At 70.6% G+C, this 17,782-nt stretch carries 15 protein-coding genes; 10 read left to right on the top strand and 5 right to left on the bottom strand.

Annotated features, from left to right (window positions below):
- The first annotated feature begins 146 nt into the window (after positions 1-146).
- Positions 147-1,211 carry a bifunctional DNA-binding transcriptional regulator/O6-methylguanine-DNA methyltransferase Ada gene (ada, locus tag BM396_RS07090; protein WP_043381076.1) on the top strand — a complete coding sequence of 355 codons (1,065 nt, stop codon included), beginning with the start codon at positions 147-149 and terminating at the stop codon, positions 1,209-1,211.
- 33 nt (positions 1,212-1,244) lie between these two features.
- Here ada and BM396_RS07085 read toward each other — a convergent pair whose 3' ends face one another.
- Entirely contained in the window at positions 1,245-2,561 is a 1,317-nt protein-coding gene (locus BM396_RS07085) for a DUF5666 domain-containing protein (RefSeq protein ID WP_043381073.1), read from the bottom strand.
- Between the two features lie 11 nt (positions 2,562-2,572).
- Positions 2,573-3,418 carry a DUF6502 family protein gene (locus BM396_RS07080; protein WP_043349250.1) on the bottom strand — a complete coding sequence of 282 codons (846 nt, stop codon included), beginning with the start codon at positions 3,416-3,418 and terminating at the stop codon, positions 2,573-2,575.
- Between the two features lie 478 nt (positions 3,419-3,896).
- Between BM396_RS07080 and BM396_RS33640 the strand changes: the two genes are divergently transcribed.
- From BM396_RS33640 to BM396_RS07065, 3 genes are all read left to right on the top strand, one after another.
- Positions 3,897-4,025 (top strand): hypothetical protein, encoded by a 129-nt coding sequence (locus BM396_RS33640; RefSeq protein WP_257787384.1) that lies wholly within the window; start codon positions 3,897-3,899, stop codon positions 4,023-4,025.
- A 36-nt stretch (positions 4,026-4,061) separates the two neighbouring features.
- Positions 4,062-4,802 carry an outer membrane protein gene (locus tag BM396_RS07070; RefSeq protein WP_043381071.1) on the top strand — a complete coding sequence of 247 codons (741 nt, stop codon included), beginning with the start codon at positions 4,062-4,064 and terminating at the stop codon, positions 4,800-4,802.
- Between the two features lie 179 nt (positions 4,803-4,981).
- A complete protein-coding gene (locus tag BM396_RS07065) occupies positions 4,982-5,359 on the top strand; it encodes a phospholipase A2 family protein (RefSeq protein WP_081948603.1) in 378 nt (125 codons plus the stop codon).
- Between the two features lie 31 nt (positions 5,360-5,390).
- Here the strand turns inward: BM396_RS07065 and grpE are convergent, their stop codons facing one another.
- The 3 genes from grpE to BM396_RS07050 form a co-directional block, all read right to left on the bottom strand.
- A complete protein-coding gene (gene grpE / locus BM396_RS07060; protein WP_043381244.1) occupies positions 5,391-6,005 on the bottom strand; it encodes a nucleotide exchange factor GrpE in 615 nt (204 codons plus the stop codon).
- A 103-nt stretch (positions 6,006-6,108) separates the two neighbouring features.
- A complete protein-coding gene (locus tag BM396_RS07055) occupies positions 6,109-8,901 on the bottom strand; it encodes a [protein-PII] uridylyltransferase (RefSeq protein ID WP_043381069.1) in 2,793 nt (930 codons plus the stop codon).
- A 50-nt stretch (positions 8,902-8,951) separates the two neighbouring features.
- A complete protein-coding gene (locus BM396_RS07050; RefSeq protein WP_043349228.1) occupies positions 8,952-10,370 on the bottom strand; it encodes a TAXI family TRAP transporter solute-binding subunit in 1,419 nt (472 codons plus the stop codon).
- A gap of 224 nt (positions 10,371-10,594) precedes the next feature.
- Between BM396_RS07050 and BM396_RS07045 the strand changes: the two genes are divergently transcribed.
- The 6 genes from BM396_RS07045 (at position 10,595) to polA (ending at position 17,757) form a co-directional block, all read left to right on the top strand.
- A complete protein-coding gene (locus tag BM396_RS07045; protein WP_043381066.1) occupies positions 10,595-11,122 on the top strand; it encodes a regulatory protein RecX in 528 nt (175 codons plus the stop codon).
- A gap of 76 nt (positions 11,123-11,198) precedes the next feature.
- On the top strand, positions 11,199-12,410 hold the full coding sequence (locus BM396_RS07040; RefSeq protein WP_043381242.1) for a putative DNA modification/repair radical SAM protein: 1,212 nt from the start codon (positions 11,199-11,201) through the stop codon (positions 12,408-12,410).
- Between the two features lie 17 nt (positions 12,411-12,427).
- Positions 12,428-13,891, top strand: a complete 1,464-nt coding sequence (locus BM396_RS07035; protein ID WP_043381064.1) for a UdgX family uracil-DNA binding protein — start codon at positions 12,428-12,430, stop codon at positions 13,889-13,891.
- Positions 13,892-13,951: 60 nt separating this feature from the next.
- Complete coding sequence (locus BM396_RS07030) at positions 13,952-14,248, top strand: nucleotidyltransferase family protein (RefSeq protein ID WP_043356924.1); 297 nt, start codon at positions 13,952-13,954, stop codon at positions 14,246-14,248.
- Positions 14,229-14,588, top strand: a complete 360-nt coding sequence (locus BM396_RS07025) for a HepT-like ribonuclease domain-containing protein (protein ID WP_043381062.1) — start codon at positions 14,229-14,231, stop codon at positions 14,586-14,588. The genes BM396_RS07030 and BM396_RS07025 overlap by 20 nt, the downstream gene beginning before the upstream one ends.
- Before the next feature lie 22 nt (positions 14,589-14,610).
- A complete protein-coding gene (polA, locus tag BM396_RS07020) occupies positions 14,611-17,757 on the top strand; it encodes a DNA polymerase I (RefSeq protein ID WP_043381060.1) in 3,147 nt (1,048 codons plus the stop codon).
- Positions 17,758-17,782 lie beyond the last annotated feature (25 nt).

Below are 17,782 nucleotides of genomic sequence, written 5' to 3'. Positions count from 1 at the left end.
CCGCCCGGGACAGCGGATTCGGCAGCAAGGAGCGGGATGCCGGCACGGCGGCGGACGGACAGAGTGCTGCGCGCGTCCTCCACCGCCCGGCAGGCCCCCTCATGCCCCTCCCCAACGCCCACGCCAAGCCGCATAGTGCCGCCGCCATGAACCACGGTCCAAGGTCAGACCTCAGCGACGCCGAGCGCTGGGCGGCCCTCGCCGCCCGCGACGCGCGGGCCGACGGCACCTTCGTGTACGCGGTCCGCACCACGGGTGTGTATTGCCGCCCGAGCTGTGCCGCGCGGGCAGCGCGGCCCGAGAATGTCAGCTTCCATCGGACCTGCGCGGAGGCCGAGGCTGCCGGTTTCCGCCCGTGCCGGCGCTGCCGCCCCGACGAGCCCGGCCTCGCCGCGCGCCGGGCCGAGGCGGTCGTCCGCGCCTGCCGCCTGATCGAGTCGGCCGAGACGATGCCGTCGCTCGCCGAACTCGCCCGCACCGCCGGCCTGAGCGCCTACCACTTCCACCGGGTGTTCAAGGCTGCCACCGGCGTGACGCCCAAGGCCTATGCCGCCGCCCACCGCGCCGCCGTGGTGGCCCGGCGGCTGCCCGGCGCCGCCTCGGTGACGGAGACGCTGTACGAAGCCGGCTACGGTGCGGCGAGCCGCTTCTATGCGGGGGGCGCGCCACGCCTCGGCATGGCGCCGGCGGCCTATCGGACGGGGGGCGCCGGTCTGCGCATCCGGTTCGGCATCGGCGCCTGCACGCTCGGCGCGATCCTCGTCGCCGCCACGGAGGCGGGCGTCTGCGCCATCCTCCTCGGCGACGCGCCCGAGCCGCTCCTGCACGATCTTCAGAGCCGCTTTCCCGCCGCGGAGATCGAGGGCGGCGACCCGGCCTTCGAGAGCTGGATGGCGCAGGTCATCGGTCTCGTGGAGGCGCCGGGCAGCGGCCTCGACCTGCCGCTCGACATCCGCGGCACGGCCTTCCAGCAGCGGGTCTGGGCAGCGCTGCGGAAGATCCCGGTCGGATCCACGGCGACCTACGCGGAGATCGCCCGGGCGATCGGCCTGCCGACGGCGATGCGCGCGGTCGCGCAGGCCTGCGGGGCGAATCCGGTGGCGGTCGCCATCCCCTGCCACCGGGTCGTGCGCTCGGACGGCGCCCTGTCGGGCTATCGCTGGGGCGTCGCGCGCAAGCGCGCGCTGCTCGACCGGGAGGCGGAGGGCTGAAGCCCGGCATCGCGCGCAGAGACGATGGTCGGCCTAGCGCCGGCCGCCCCCCGGGCCGCCGAACCCGCCGCCAAAGCCGCCTCCACCGGGGCCCGGACCTGGACCCCCGGGAGGACCGCCGAATCCCCCGGGGCCGCCGGGGAACGCCCCCGGAGCGGCCGGCGGTGCGCCGCCGAATCCGCCGCGGGGCGCCCCGAATCCGCCGGGACCCTCCGCCCCGGGGACGACCGTGCCCCCCGGCCGGGTGTCGATCGCGGGGCCGCGCGGTTCGCCGATGCCGCCAGGGCCGCCGATGCTGCCCTGCCGGCCGCCGGGCTCGGCTCCGAAGCGACCGGGCAGCTCATCGGGGAGATTGCGCAGGTCGAGCCGGTCGCGTTCCCGCTCGAACCGCGGGGCATCCGGCTGTTGCGGCTCGGGCACGATGCGGTTCTCGATCCGCAGCCGCTCCACCGTCAGGTCGCCGTCCCGCGCGATGGCTGCGGTCAGCACCGCCTTCACGCTCCCGGCGCGCGGAACGCGCGCGCCCGGGCGCCCCACAACGGCATAGCCCGCGCCGACATCGAAGCCGCTGCCGGACCGGCCGATATAGGCCTCGATCGAGACCTGCTTCAGCCCCGGCGGGAATGGCAGGCCGACCTGCGCGGCGTTGGTCACGGTGAGGACGCCGTTCGCCGCCGTGCCCGTCACCAGGGCGCGACGGCCCGTCGGGAGGGTGTCGGCCCCCGCGATGCGCAGGCCGCCGATCCCGAGGCCGCCCGCGATCCGCTGCACCGGCCCGGCGACGCGGTCGGGCCCGGAATCCCGCGCCTCGATCAGGCTCGCCACGATCACGCCGTCGGGCCGCCGCAGCCCGCTCACCGCGACCCGCGCCCCCGGCTTCCAGGCGCCGGCGAGACCCGCCGTCGAGACCCGCTGGCCGAGGACCACCAACCGCCCCGGCGCGACCGATTCCACCGGCCCGACCACCTCGCTGGTCACGTCGATCCGCCCCGTGGCGAGTCCGGCGCCCTCCGGCCGGGCCACCACGTGGACCACCTGCCCGATCTTGAGGTCGGCCGTCTTCGCCGCCGTGCCGTCGATGCGCACCTCGACGTCCGGCGGATAGGCGATGCGCAGGTCGTTGACGATGATCGAGCCGAAGCGGCGGATTGTGCCGATCACGCCGGTGCCGCCGATCCCGCGGTCGCCCTCGCCGAGGGGCCCGTTGCGGGGCTCGTCGGTCCGCATCATGCCGGTGCCGCCGATGCCCTGGTCGCGCGGCGCCTCCTGCGGCCGGACGGGGGCCGGCAGAAAGGTCGCGCCGCCCGCGAGCAGGCGCAGGACGAACCGGCGGTTCGGCAAGACGCGCACCGGCCGGCCTCTCACCGCTCGTCCTTGGGTTGCGCTGAGGGCGCCGCTTCCGTGTAGACGTAGAGACCGAAATTCCACCGATGCGTGCCGCCGGGATCGGTCTGGCAGGCGGCGTGCGCTTCCCGGTTGGCTTGCTGCAGCGCCTCCATGGCGATCTCGCGGGCGCGCGCCTCGAGCTTGATCGCGAGGTCCTTGGACAGGCCGTCGTAATGGACCGCCCGCTCCAGGAAGCGCGGCGCGTCGCCGACGATGTTGGCGACGGCGGCCGCGATATGGTCGTGCAGGTTGCGGCCGAAATAGTAGAGCTGCGGCCCCTCGGCGCCGTCGCCCCGCGGCACGTAGGCCGCCTCGGCGAGAACGATCCGGTCCTGTGGATCCGTGAAGGCGAGGCCCCGGTCGAGCCACTCGTCCAGGACTGCCCGTGGCCGCAGATCGCGGGTCACGCCCGAGACCAGGGTCTCGAAGGAGGGGGCGTTGCCGTCGGCGGTCCGCGGCAGCGGCAGGGGATGACCCTGCGGGTCGGTGAAGGCCGGATCGGCGATCCAACGGGCGATGATCCGGCTGGTGCGCGAGACGACCGCCGGCACGGCACTCACCGGGGCGCCGGCCCCGCGCAGGCGCCGCACCTCCTTGCGGTGGATGCCGGTGAGCAGCGAGACGCGGCTGTCGGTCTGCTCCTTGCCGGTGAGGGCGAAATCGTACTCGGCGACGTTCACGTAGAGCTCGCGCAACAGGTCGGTCAGCGCAGGGAAGGTGATTCCACGGGCCACCAGCAGGCGCACGAGGGGGCGCAGCAGCCGCGCCAGCGGCGCGTGCAGGCTCGCGCCGTCCCGCGGAGTATCGGCAGTTTCAGACATGATCGCATGGTGACGGTTTGTGCCGTGGGATACAATCCCACTGCGTGCGGCGGCGCACCTCGATCCGCTGATTTCGAATTGACGTGGGATTTTTGCACACGTACATCGACGGCGTGGTCAAATTTCCCACGTAAAGCGAGGAGCACAGGACCATGACCGTTCCGACACGCCGACTGGTCCTGGAGACGCTACCGCCCCTCACCCTGCCTCCGGCCTCCGGGTTCCGCCCGCGACAGAACGACCCCCTTCCGCGGCTACGGCGCATCGTCTGCGTCGCCGCCGCGCTCACGCTGCCCGTCCTCGGTGTGGCTGTCGCGGAAACGGTCCACCGCGCCGCTGCACCGAAGGCGCCGCAGGCCGCCGCTCCCGTCATCCCCTCAGGCGGGGCGGCGGCACCTGCCGCTCTCGGCGTGCCCAAACGCGCCCTCCGGACCATGAGGACCGCGATGCAGACGCCCGGATACCGGGAGGACCGGTCATGACCACCCTGTCCAGCCTTCGCACCGCGCATCCGGCGCCGACCTGCGGCGGAGCAGCCATCCTCGATCTCGCACTATGCCTGATTCTGGCGGTGACCGTCGTCGGCCTGCTCCTCCTGACCCTGTGATCCTGCGGCTCCGCCGCCTTCCACGACGAGATGTCCATGACGCTCAAGATCCACGCAGCCCTTACGGGAGCCGCGGCCTGCTGCTTCGCGTTCGCCGCTCAGGCGGCCGATCTGCCGCGCCGTGCGCCGCCCCCGCCGCTGCCGCCGTCGCTGCCGGTCTTCACCTGGACCGGCTTCTACGCCGGTGTGAATGCGGGATACGCCTTCCGCACCGGAAGCAGCGGCTTCACCGATCCGACCTACGGCGCGGTCACGGGCGGCGGCCGGGGCGGCGGCTTCGCCGGTGGCGGCCAGATCGGCTACAATTATCAGTTCACGCCCGGCTCCGGCTTCGTGGTCGGCTTCGAGACCGATCTCCAGGGCACCGCCTTCGCCAAGGCGGATGCAGCCTATCTCGGCACCACGCCGTACTACAGCGTTCGGCCGAGCCTCGACTATTTCGGGACGGTCCGCGGCCGGCTCGGCTACGCCATCGACCGCGTCCTCATCTACGGGACCGGCGGCTTCGCGTATGGCGGCGGCACGCGCTCGACCTATGCGGGATCCTATCCCTACACCCTGCCGGCGACCGATCGGACCGGCTATGCGGCCGGCGGCGGCATCGAATACGCCTTCACCGAGAAGCTCTCCGCCAAGGTGGAGGCCCTCTACCTCCATCTCGGTCGCGGATCGTCCGCTGCTACGTACTACAACGCCAGCGTTCCGGCATATTATGGTGCCGGCAAACAGGAATCTGGTTTCGCCTTGGTCAGGGCCGGCGTGAATTATAGATTCTAACAAATATTCGCTGTCGGAGATCTTGACGCTTCCCGTGGGCTGGGACGCCATACGCGACGTTCGGCTTCGCGAATCCGTCGGCCGCGCGAACGAGGTCATGGCCGGTGCAGGGCGGCGATTCCGAATGTCGCGCGGGCGTTGCCGTGCGGGATCGAGGGTCTTCTCCGACAGGATCGGCCGTGAGCATCCCCAAACCGACCACCCTCACGACAGCTTTGCTCGCCTTCGGGCTCGCGGCCTGCGCCGTAACGGTACGGGCCCAGGAGATCATCCCGCCCGGACCCACCGGGCGCGGTGCCATCCTGATCTACGGAAACTTCTGCGGGCCGGGTAACCGGGGTCCCGGATTCCGGCCGATCGACGCGCTGGACCAGGCCTGCGCCCGTCACGACATCTGCTCGGCCGATCCGATGTCGGGCACGCTTACGAGCTGCGCGTGCAACCGGCGCCTCACGGTCGAGGCCGGTGCGGTCGCCCGGGATCCGCGCGCGCCCGCTCACACCCGGGAGGCGGCGCGATTCATCTCGGATTTCTCCGCGGCGCTGCCCTGCCAATAGGCCGCGCCGCGGGGACGAGCGGCAGTGTCGGTCAGGCGGCGTCCGCCGGGCTGGCCGCCGCCTTCGGGCCGCCCTTGGCGACGCCCACCAGGGCCGGGCGCAGGACGCGATCGCCGATGACGTAGCCCGCCTGCACGACCTGCACGACGGTACCGGCCGGAACCTCCGCGTTCGGCACCTCGAACATGGCCTGATGGCGGTTCGGGTCGAACTTCTGGCCCTGGGGCTCGACGATCTTCACGCCGTGGCGCTCAAGGGTCTTGGCGAGGTCGCGCTCGGTGAGTTCGATCCCGTCGATCAGACCCTTCAGGGCGCCGTCGGCCGTGGACTTCGCATCGTCCGGCACGCTGTCGAGGGCGCGGCGGATGTTGTCGGCGACGTTGAGAACGTCCCGGGCGAAGTTGGTCACCGCGTAGGCGCGCGCGTCGGCGACTTCGCGCTCCGTCCGGCGGCGCAGGTTCTCCATCTCGGCGAGGGTGCGCAGCGTCCGGTCCTTGAGCTCGTCGCGCTCGGCGGTCAGCAGAGCCAGGGCCTCCGCGACGGGATCGACGGAGGCCGACTCGCCGCCCTGACCCGCGGGCGCGGAATCCTGGGCCGCGCCGGCACCGGCTTCGACCGTGGTCTGGCGCTGGTCATCCTGAGGCATGTCGTTGCTCGTCATCACGTTTCAGTCGTGGGCGGGAATCGGTGAGGGATCGTGGAATCGGCGCTGATATCTGGCCAAGGGGTTGCGAAATCAACCCGTCCGCTCACGCCTCGCGCGGCGGCGGGGCCGCCACGAGCGCCTCCAGACCCTCGGCCTTCAGCGTGGCGACGTCGTGCGCGAACACGTCCATCACGGCGCTGCGGATCGCGGCCTGCCGGTCGGGCTGCGTCACCCGGGTGCCGGTGAGGTCGGTGACGTAGAAGACGTCCACGGCGCGTTCGCCGAAGGTCGCCACATGCGCCGACGTGATGTTGAGCGACAGCCGGCTGAAGGCGGTGGTGAGCTCGTAGAGCAGGCCCGGCCGGTCGAGGCCGGTGATCTCCACGACGGTCTCCCGGCTCGACAGGGCGTTGTCGATGATCACGTCCGGCGGCACCGGGAAGGTCTTGGCGCGGGTGCTCGCCGTCGGGTGCTTGTCGGCGACGAGGTCGGCGATGCGGATCTCGCCCTTCAGTGCGCGCTCGATCGCCGCCGTGATGCGCTTGGTCCGGCGCAGCTCGTCCTCGTCGCGCTCGAAGGCGCGGGAGATGAAGATCGTGTCGAGGGCAAACCCGTCCGTGGTGGTGAAGATCTGCGCGTCGACGATGTTGCTCCCCGCCGCCGCGCAGGCGCCGGTGACGATGGCGAGCAGGCGGGGATGATCCGGCGAGTAGATGGTGATCTCGGTCACGCCCCGAACCGGATCGAGGGCCACGTCGGTGGCGCTGGTCCGTCCGTCGCGCACCACGTCGCGCAGGAAGATCGCGTTCTTCAGCTGGCGCGTGCCGTCGACCTTCAGCCAGTAGGCCTGGCTGTGCCGCGCCGCGTAGGCATCGAACTCCTCCGAGGCCCAGCCCGGCAGCTGTTCACGCAGGCCCATCTGCACGAGGCGCACCCGGTCGGTGCGGGCGATCTCGGAATGGCCGCCTGACAGGTAGACTTCAGTCTCGTCGTACAGCGTGCGGATCAAAGTGCCCTTCCAGGCGGTCCAGACCCCCGGCCCGACGGCGGTGATGTCGGCCACCGTCAGGATGGTCAGGAGTTTCAGCCGCTCCAGGCTCTGCACGCTCGCGGCGAACCGCTCGATCGTCTTGGCGTCCGAGAGGTCGCGGCTCTGCGCCGTCATGGACATCAGCAGATGGTGTTCCACGAGCCAGCGCACGGTCTCGGTCTCGGCCTGGTTCAGGCCGAAGCGCGGGCAGAGCTTCTCGGCGATGGCGGCGCCGGCGATCGAGTGGTCCTCAGGCCGGCCCTTGGCGATGTCGTGCAGCAGGATCGCCACGTAGAGCGCCATGCGGTTGTGGATCGTATGCACGAGGCGCGAGACCAGCGGATAGGTCTCCTGGACCCGGCCCGATTCGATGTCGGCCAGGACGCCGACCGTGCGCAGCAGATGCTCGTCCACCGTGAAGTGGTGGTACATGTTGAACTGCATCATCGCGACGATGCGGCCGAAATCCGGGATGAAGCGGCCGAGCACGCCCGCCTCGTTCATCTCGCGCAGCGCCTCCTCCGGGGCGTTCCGCGAGGTGAGGATCTCGACGAACAGGCGATTCGCCTCGGGGTCCACGCGCAGCGACGGGTTCACCAGGCGCAGGGACCGGTTGGCCAGCCGCTTGGCGTCCGGATGGATCGCGAGGTTGTGCCGGTCGGCGAGCCAGAACAGCCGGATCAGGTTCACGGGGTCGCGCTCGAAGGCGTCCTCCGCCCGCAGGTTCACCCGGCCGTGGTCGATCCAGAAATCCTCCGCCTCCATGGCGGTTGCCCGGAACCGGTCGCGGAACCGGCCGATCCAGCGGTCGAGCACCGGGGTGCGCTTGGCATGGCGCGCCTCCAGCTCCGCGCAGACGATGGCGGTGAGGTCGCCCACGTCCTTGGCGATGCGGAAATAGGCCTTCATGCAGCGCTCGACGCCGGAGAGGCCGCCCCGGGGCTCGTAGCCGAAGCGCTCGGCGATCCGCGGCTGCAGGCCGAAGGACAGGCGCTCCTCCGCGCGCTTCGTCACGAAGTGCATGTGGCAGCGAACCCGCCACAGAAACTCGTCGCAGCGCTCGAACAGCGCGTATTCCTCCGGGGTGAACAGGCCGGCGCTCACGAGTTCCAGCTGGTCGCGGACCCGGTAGGTGTATTTGGCGATCCAGAACAGGGTATTCAGGTCGCGCAGGCCGCCCTTGCCGTCCTTGACGTTGGGCTCGACGAGATATCGGGAGGTGCCGGCCTTGGAGACGCGCATGTCGCGCTCGCGCAGCTTCGCCTCCACGAACTCGGCGGCGGATCCGACCACCAGCTCGGCGTCGAAGCGGGTCACGAGCTCCTCGTAGAGGATCCGGGTGCCGAACAGGTATCGCGCTTCCAGGAGGGCGGTGCGGATCGTCATGTCAGCCCGCGCCTCGCGCAGGCATTCCTCCACCGACCGGGTGGCGTGGCCGACCTTCAGCTTCAGGTCCCACAGGACGTAGAGCATCCCCTCGACGACGCTCTCCGACCACGCCGTCTGCTTGTAGGGAAGCAGGAACAGCAGATCGATGTCCGAGCCCGGCGCCATCGTGCCCCGGCCGTAGCCGCCGGTGGCGACCACCGCGAGCTGCTCACCGGTCGACGGATTGTCGTTGGGATAGAGGCGCCAGACCACGGCATCGTGAATCGCCCGGACCACCGCATCGGTGAGGTTCGACAAGGTCTGCGCGCAGCGCAGCCCGTTGCGGTCCTCGAGGAGCTGCGCCTCGGCGGCGCGGTGGCCCTCTTCGATGACCCGGCGCAGTTGCGGCACGAGCGCGGCCCGGAGCTTCGTGGGCTCACGGGCCTCGCGGTCGAGGTTCTCCAGAACCGTGTTGAGGGCTGCGACGGGATCGAACATGGCTCCCGTTAGCATGATATCCCGACACCGCCAGCCACGCGGCCCCGCCGCTATTCCGCAGCCGGCAGGTCGAGGGCGAGCAGCCGCGCCGTGCGGGTGCGGGTCGCCGCCCGGGGCTCCGCCTCGCTCGCCTGCCGCCGCGCGTCCGCGATCGCCGCATGGACGCCGTCCACCGCCAGGATCAGCGCGCTGACCGTCCGCGCATCGATGCTGCGTTCACGGGCGTAACAGACGACGTCCGCCACCAGCCCGTCGGTCTCGATCGCGATCGCATCGAGTTCGGCGGCGCTGGTCGCCGCCCGCACCTCGCGCATGATGTCGAGGAGCCGGTCGAGGACGAAGTCCACGCGCTCCCGGCGCTTGCGGGCGAGGCGCTGGCCGATCCAGGCGATGCCGGACCCGATCGTGCCGCCGAAGAAGGCGAACAGGTAGATGTAATCCTCATAGCGATCGAGGAAGGTCTGCTGCTCGCGCTCGAAATAGTCGACGGCGCCGGGGTGGTTCGGCAGGCGCGCCGAGGTCGCCGCCACGGTGGTGTCGAAGTCCGGCGCCTTCATCAGCTTGGCCACCGGCGCCGCCGAGGCCAGACGCGAGCGCCACTCGAACAGGTGCTGCGTCGCCGAGGCGACCGCGACCCGGCTGACCGTGCCCCGCGCCATCAGGCGGTAGGACGCGCCGACGGTCTTGATCTCCTCGTCGGGGCGCTTCGGCCGGCCGCCGAAGGTGCCGGCCGGAATCGTGACCGCTTGTAATTCGGGGAAGCGCTGCAGGATCGCGTCGCCGTCCGGGATCGAGACGAAGCCGACCTTCCGCTCCGGCGAGCCCAGCTCGACGGCGCGGACCACGGAAGCCGCGGGCTTGGAGGCGGGGCTCGCGATCACCGCCACCGCATCGACGCGTTTGTCGGCGAGGGCGGCGGTCACCTCGCCGATCTTGAGCGGCACCACGGTGACATGACCGGGCTCCGCCTCGGCGGCAGGGCTGGCCTCCGGCGCGTCCGCGCCCGCATTGTCCGGCACGAGGTCGTAGAAGGAGAGCAGGTTCGTCAGGAAGGACAGGTCGGCGCTGTGCCGGACCACGATGCCGAGCCGCTTGCGCGCGAGCGCGGGGATGTCGTCGATATCGGCCGCCTCCGGCGCCGCGATGACCAGGGCCTCGTCATGCAGGATCGCGAGGGTCAGCCCGTTCTCGGGCAGGAACACGTCCGGCCGGACCACGGCGAGGTCGGCCTTGTTCCGCTGAAGCGCGAGGGCGCTGTCGCGCACGTCGCCGTAGCGCACGACCTTGAGCCGGACATCCTCGCGTGCCCGGTCGAGGGCGCTGGCATAGGCTTCGATCAGCGCGGCCTCGGGGCCGTCCTGCGGGCCGACCGCCACCGTCAGGGTATTCGGGCGCGACAGATAGACGATTGCGGCCGCGGCCGCAGCGAGCCCCAGGGCAACGAGGACCAGGAGCCATTCACGCCGCATCAGGATAGCTGCCGCACGTGGCAGCCGACGGTTCCGTCGACCCTGCGGATCGCCTGACGAAGAACGGTGGTTCGGGCCATGGCCGAGCCTGTCGCGTTGCGCGCGTTCCATGCCCGAGTCATGGAACGCAAACCTGTCGAGATCGTGAAGAACCGGTGAAATCTCCATTCGTTGCAGGATCCGCGCCAGAAGGTCGCGACCGCGAGATCAAGCCGCCCGGCCCTGTGAGCCCGGCGTGGCTGGAGCGGGCGGCGCTCCATTATCTGGAGCGCTACAGCGCCTCGACCGAGATGCTGCGCCGGACCCTTGCGCGCCGCGTCCAGAAGCGGGCCCGCGCTCGGGGCGAGGATCCCGCGCTCTTCACCGACCTCGTGACGACGACCGTCGCGCGGGCGGTGTCGGCCGGCCTCGTGGACGACGCGCGCTTCGCCGACACCCGCCTCGCCACCCTGCGCCGCCGCGGCACGTCGAGCCGCGGCGTCTCGGCCAAGCTCGCCGCCAAGGGCGTTCCGCGCGATGTCGTCGAGGCCGCGATGCTGGCGGAGCGCGACGCCCTGCCGGACGGTGAGGCGGAGGCGATCGAGGACCAGGCCGCGCGGGCCTACGCCAAGCGGCGGCGCCTCGGGCCGTATCGCCGCCCGGATCAGCGGGCGGCGCACCGCGACCGGGACCTTGCCGCCATGGCCCGCGCCGGCTTCGCCTACGACCTCGCCCGCCGGGTGGTCGATCTGGAGCCGGACGACATGGTGTGACGGGTGCGGCATCGCTGCCCGGGGTGAAAGGCGGGGCGGCCTTGCACCTTTGGCCGGGTTGTTCATTGTCTGTTCGATGGACGAGACCCTGGCCAAGAAGCTGCGCATCCTCGCGGATGCCGCCAAGTACGACGCCTCCTGCGCCTCCTCGGCCGCGCCGAAGCGCGCAGCCGGCAAGGACGGGCTCGGGTCGACCACCGGGGCGGGGATCTGCCACGCCTATACGCCGGACGGGCGCTGCGTCTCGCTGCTGAAGATCCTGCTGACCAACTGGTGCCTGTTCGATTGCGCCTACTGCATCAACCGGCGCTCCTCGAACGTGCGGCGGGCCAAGTTCTCCGTCGAGGAGGTCGTGAACCTCACCTTGAACTTCTACAGGCGCAACTACATCGAGGGCCTGTTCCTCTCGTCGGGCATCATCAAGTCGCCGGACCACACCATGGAGCTGCTGACCCGGGTGGCGAAGTCGCTGCGGCGCGATCACGGCTTTGCCGGCTACATCCACCTGAAGTCGATCCCGGAGGCGAGCCCCTGGCTGATCGAGGAGGCCGGTCTCTACGCCGACCGGCTCTCGATCAACGTCGAGCTGCCCACCGAGGCGAGCCTCGAACGCCTCGCCCCGGAGAAGGACGGCGCCGCGATCCAGGGGGCGATGGCCCAGATCGGCGAGCGCATCGTGCAGGCCAAGGCCGAGAAGCGCCGCTTCTCGCCGGCCGGCCACTCGACGCAGGTGATCGTCGGCGCGGACGCCACCACCGACGAGGCGCTGATCCGCAAGAGCGCACTGCTCTACGGCAGCGTCGGCCTGAAGCGGGTCTACTACTCCGCTTTCAGCCCGATCCCGGACGGGTCCGCGATCCTGCCGCCGAAGCCGCCGCCGCTCCAGCGCGAGCACCGGCTGTACCAGGCCGACTGGCTGCTGCGGTATTACGCATTCACCCCCGACGAAGTGGCCGACGCGTCGGAGGGCGGGATGCTCGCCCTCGACATCGACCCGAAGCTCGCCTGGGCGCTGAAGCACCGGGACAAGTTCCCCGTGGACGTGAATAAGGCCGATCGGGAATGGCTTCTGCGGGTGCCGGGGCTCGGCGCCCGGGCCGTGGACAAGATCGTCAAGGCGCGCCGGCACGCGACCCTGCGCCTCGACGACGTCGCCCGCCTGACCTCGGGCTTGAAGCGGGCCCGGCCGTTCCTCGTCGCCGCCGATCATCGTCCGGTGGGGCTCACCGACCGGCTCGACCTGCGGGCGCGACTGGTCGAGCCGGCGGCGCAACTGAGCCTGTTTTGAGAAAGGCCGCAGACGCGATGCTCCGTTCCCCTGCAAGCGGACACGGGAATGCCGGCGCGCCGCGCGCCATGCTCCTGCGCCCGGGCGCCGATCTCGACGGCTTCCGCACCGCCGTCCGGAGCCTCGTCGCGGAGGGTGTCCCACCCGAGGGGGTGACATGGTCGGAGGCGGACTCCCCCGGCCTGTTCGGCACCGGCGCGGCGCATGCCCTCAGCCCGCCGCTAGCCCTGCCGAAGCCCGTCGCCGCTCTGATCCCGCAGGTGATCCCGCACCGCGATCCGGAACGCTATGGCTTGCTCTACGCGCTGATCTGGCGCGTCTGCCACGGCGAGCGGCATTTGATGGAGGTCGGCAGCGATCCGCTGGTCCACCGCCTGCACCGTCTGGCCAAGGCGATCGGGCGCGACCTCCACAAGATGCACGCCTTCCTGCGCTTCCGCCGGGCTGAGGGGCCGGATGGGGAGCGCTACATCGCGTGGTTCGAGCCGGATCACCACATTCTCGAGGCTGCGGCGCCGTTCTTCGTCAATCGCTTCCGCGGGATGCGCTGGTCGATCCTCACGCCGGACGGATCGGCGCATTGGGATACGGAGGCCTTGACCTTCGGACCGCCGGGCGACCGCGCGCAGCTGCCGGAGGGCGACGGGTTCGAGGCCGGCTGGCAGACCTACTACGAGAGCACGTTCAACCCGGCCCGCACCAACCTGAAGGCCATGCGGGCCGAGATGCCCAAGAAGTACTGGCACAACATGCCCGAGACGGCCGCCATCCCCGCCCTCGTCCGCGCGGCGGCCGGGCGCACCGAAGCGATGATCGAGAGGGAGCCGACCATGCCCACACGCCGCGACCCGGCCCGCGCCGTCGCCGCCATGGCCGACCAGGACCCGAAGACCCTGGAGGAGCTGAACGCGATCATCCGACGGACCGAGCCGCTGGTCGCGGGCGCCACCCAGGCCGTGCTCGGCGAGGGGCCGGTGGGCGCAACGATCGCCTTCGTGGGCGAGCAGCCCGGCGATCAGGAGGACCGGCAGGGCCGACCCTTCGTCGGACCGGCGGGGCAACTGCTCTCCCGCGCCATGGCGGAGGCCGGGATCGACCGTGGGGCGAGCTATCTCACGAATGCGGTCAAGCACTTCAAGTTCGAAGAACGCGGCAAGCGCCGCATCCACCAGAAGCCGACGGCGGGCGAGGTCAGCCATTACCGCTGGTGGCTGGACCGGGAATTGGACTTCGTGGCTCCGAAGCTCGTGGTCGCCCTCGGCGCGACCGCGGTGCTGGCGCTGACCGGCAAGGCCGTCCCGATTACCCGGGCGCGGGGCCCATTCCGGTTCGACCGGTTCGACAACCGCTTCCAGGGCTTCATCACGGTCCACCCCTCCTACCTGCTGCGCCTGCCCGACGAGGCGAAGGAAGAGGCCTACGCGGCGTTCGTGGACGACCTGCGCCGGGTGGAGGCCCTGGGGCAAGAGCTCGCGGCCTGATCCTCCAACCCCGCGGTTCTGCTATGCTGATGGCCGCCGATTCCCTCCGGTCCCGCCGCCATGGACAAGCAGCTCGCCCTCGACATCCTCCGCACGAACGAAGCGGAACTGCGCCGCCGCGGGGTGCTGCATGCGGCGCTGTTCGGTTCGGTCGCCCGTGGGGACGCCGGGGACGATAGCGACCTCGACGTGCTGATCGACATCGATGCGCCCGTCGTCGGCGGTCTCTTCGGCTATGTCGGGTTGTGCCATTTCATCGATGATCTGTTTCCGATCCGGGTCGACGTGGCGGACCGGGCGGCCCTCAAGGATCGGGTCCGAAAGCACGCAGAGCGCGATGCCGTTTTCGCTTTCTGAGCGCGAGCGGACCGCCTGCGCCGACATCATTGCCAACGCCGAGCGTGCCGCTCGCTTTGTGGCGGGGTTCACGCTCGAGACTTTCGGGGCGGACGAGCGCACGCACTTCGCAGTCATGCGTTGCCTGGAGATCGTCTCGGAGGCGAGCCGCCGATTGAGCGCCGAGACGAAGGACCGGTATGCGGACGTGCCGTGGCGACAGATCGCGGATGCGGGCAACGTCTATCGCCACAGCTATCACCGGGTGACGCTGGACATCGTCTGGCTCACCGTCCACCACGAGTTGCCCGTTCTCGTCGCGGCCTGCCGCGCCGAACTCGCCCGCGCGCCCGATTCCTGATCGCCCCGAGCCGCCTGAGCCCATGACCGACGCGAAGCCCGAAATAAAGTCCGTCGGCCCAGGCGATCAGGTGATCCTGGTCGACGGCTCGTCGTTCATCTTCCGGGCCTATTTCCAGTCGATCAATCAGGACCAGAAGTACAACTCGCGCCCCTCCGACGGGATGCCCACCGGCGCCGTGCGGCTGTTCTGCACGAAGATCGCGCAGTTCCTGCAGGACGGCGCCGCCGGCACGATGCCGACGCATCTCGGAATCGTCTTCGACAAGTCGGAAGGGTCGTTCCGCAAGGAGATGTTCCCAGACTACAAGGGCCACCGCCCGGACGCGCCCGACGACCTCAAGCGGCAGATGCCGCTGATGCGCGACGCGGTGCGGGCCTTCGGCCTGCACGCGGTGGAGCTGGAACGCTACGAGGCCGACGACCTCATCGCGACCTATACCCGCCAGGCCGAGGCGCGGGGCGCGGGCGTCATCATCGTCTCCTCCGACAAGGACCTGATGCAGCTCGTGGGACCGCAGGTGCGGTTTTACGATTTCGAATCCGGTGCGAAGGGCAAGCCGGGCTACCGGCCCGAGCGCAACCTCGATGTCGAGGCGATCATCGCCAAATGGGAGGGCCTTCAGCCGAACCAGATCGGCGACGCCTTGGCGCTCATCGGCGACACCTCCGACAACGTGCCGGGTGTGCCGGGCATCGGCCTGAAGACCGCTGCGGCGCTGATCAAGGAGTTCGGCAGCCTCGAGGCGCTGCTGGAGCGGGCGGGCGAGATCAAGCAGCCCAAGCGCCGGGAAACCCTGCTCGCCAACGTCGATCAGGCCAAGCTGTCGCGCAAGCTCGTGGCCTTGATGGAGGATGTGCCGGTCCCGGTGCCGCTCGACGATCTCGGCGTGCCCGAGCCCGATCCGGAGAAGCTCGTCGGCTTCCTGAAGGCGATGGAGTTCAACACCCTGACGCGCCGCATCGCCCAGATGCTGCACGTCGACCCCGAGGCGGTGAAGCCCGATCCGCGGCTCCTGCCCGGCGCCCGGCCGCATGGCTACGGCAACGGGGCCGGCGGCAGCGACGCGGTGCCATTCTTCGGCGATTCCGTGCCGCCGGATCCCGAGACCGCGGCGGCCGGGGCCGAGCGCCCGCCGGGCGCCGCACCGCCCGAGGGCGGCGCGGTGGACCCCTTCGCGGATCTCGACCTGCCGGACGCGCCCGCCAAGCCCCGGGCCCCCGTCGAGGCGACGCCCGGCAACGTCGTGGCGGCCCGGGCCGCGGAGGCCGTGGCCCCCTTCGACACCGCCGCCTACGAGACCGTCACGTCTCTGGAGCAGCTCGACGCCTGGATCGCCGAGGCCGAGGAGGCCGGTGTGATCGCGGTCGACACCGAGACGGACGCGCTCGACGCCCACAAGGCCGGCCTGGTCGGCGTCTCGCTGGCGGTGTCCACGGGACGGGCCTGCTACATCCCGCTGGCGCACGTGCAGGCCGCCAAGGTGCAGGCCGACGCCACCGACCTGTTCGGCGAAGGGGCCGCGCCCTCCGACGTGGTCGAGCCGGTCCCGGGCCAGATCCCCCTGAAGGATGCCGTCGCCCGACTGAAGCCGCTTCTGGAGAATCCCGGCGTCCTGAAGGTCGGCCAGAACCTCAAATACGATTGGGTCGTGCTCGCCCGCTACGGCGTCGAGGTGGCGCCCTTCGACGACACGATGCTAATCTCCTACGTCCTCGATGCCGGGAAGGGCGGCCACGGCATGGACGAGCTGGCCCGCCGCCATCTCGGCCACCAGCCGATCACGTTCTCGGATGTCGCCGGCACCGGCCGCAACAAGGTGAGCTTCGACCGGGTCGCGATCGACAAGGCCACCGCCTACGCGGCCGAGGATGCGGACGTGACGCTCCGCCTGTGGCGGATGATGAAGCCGCGCCTCGTCGCCGAGCACCGGGTCGCGGTCTACGAGACCCTGGAGCGCCCGCTCCTGCCGGTCATCGCCCGGATGGAGCAGCGCGGCATCCGGGTCGACCGGGACATGCTGAGCCGCCTCTCGGGGGATTTCTCGCAGATCCTCGTGCGCCTGGAAGAGGAAATCCAGGAGGATGCCGGCGAGAAATTCTCGGTGGGCTCGCCGAAGCAGATCGGCGACATCCTGTTCGGGAAGATGGGCCTGCCGGGCGCCAAGAAGACGCCGTCCGGCCAGTGGGCGACGCCAGCCACCCTGCTGGAGGAGCTGGCCCAGGCCGGGCACGAGCTGCCCAAGAAGATCCTAGAATGGCGGCAGCTCTCAAAGCTGAAATCCACCTACACGGATTCGCTCCAGACGCACGCCGACCGGGAGACGGCGCGCGTCCACACCTCGTTCTCCCTGGCGGCGACCACCACGGGCCGGCTGTCCTCCTCCGAGCCGAACCTGCAGAACATCCCGATCCGCACCGAGGAGGGCCGGCGCATCCGCCGCGCCTTCGTGGCGGCGCCCGGCAACCGGCTGATCTCGGCGGATTATTCCCAGATCGAGCTGCGTCTCCTGGCCCACATGGCCGATATCCCGGAACTCCGGAAGGCGTTCGCGGACGGGATCGACATCCACGCGGCCACCGCCTCGGCGATGTTCGGCGTGCCGCTCAAGGACATGACGCCCGACCTGCGGCGCCGGGCGAAGACCATCAATTTCGGCATCATCTACGGCATCTCGGCCTTCGGGCTCGCCGACCGGCTCGGCATTGGCCGCGAGGAGGCTTCAGCGTTCATCAAGCAGTATTTCGAGCAGTTCCCCGGGATCCGCGACTACATCGATGCGACCAAGAAGAGCTGCCGGGACAAGGGCTACGTCACCACCCTGTTCGGCCGGGTGTGCCACTATCCGCAGATCCGCTCCAACAACCCGTCCGAGCGCGCCAGTGTCGAGCGGCAGGCGATCAACGCGCCGATCCAGGGCTCGGCCGCCGACATCATCCGCCGGGCCATGACCCGGATGGAAGGGGCTTTGGCCGACGAGAAGCTCGGGGTGCGCATGCTCCTGCAGGTCCACGACGAGCTGGTCTTCGAGGCTGCCGAGGACGAGGTGGAGCGGGCGATCCCGATCATCCGCGGCGTGATGGAGGAAGCGCCGGCGCCGGCCCTCACGCTGCGGGTGCCGCTGGTGGTGGAGGCCAACGCGGCGGGGAACTGGCAGGAGGCGCATTAGCGCGGATAGCGGCTGAACCTGGCCG

Origin of the sequence: Methylobacterium sp. UNCCL125, assembly GCF_900116795.1 — a bacterium.
Taxonomy (GTDB): domain Bacteria; phylum Pseudomonadota; class Alphaproteobacteria; order Rhizobiales; family Beijerinckiaceae; genus Methylobacterium; species Methylobacterium fujisawaense.
This window is presented reverse-complemented; position numbering and strand designations above follow the sequence as displayed.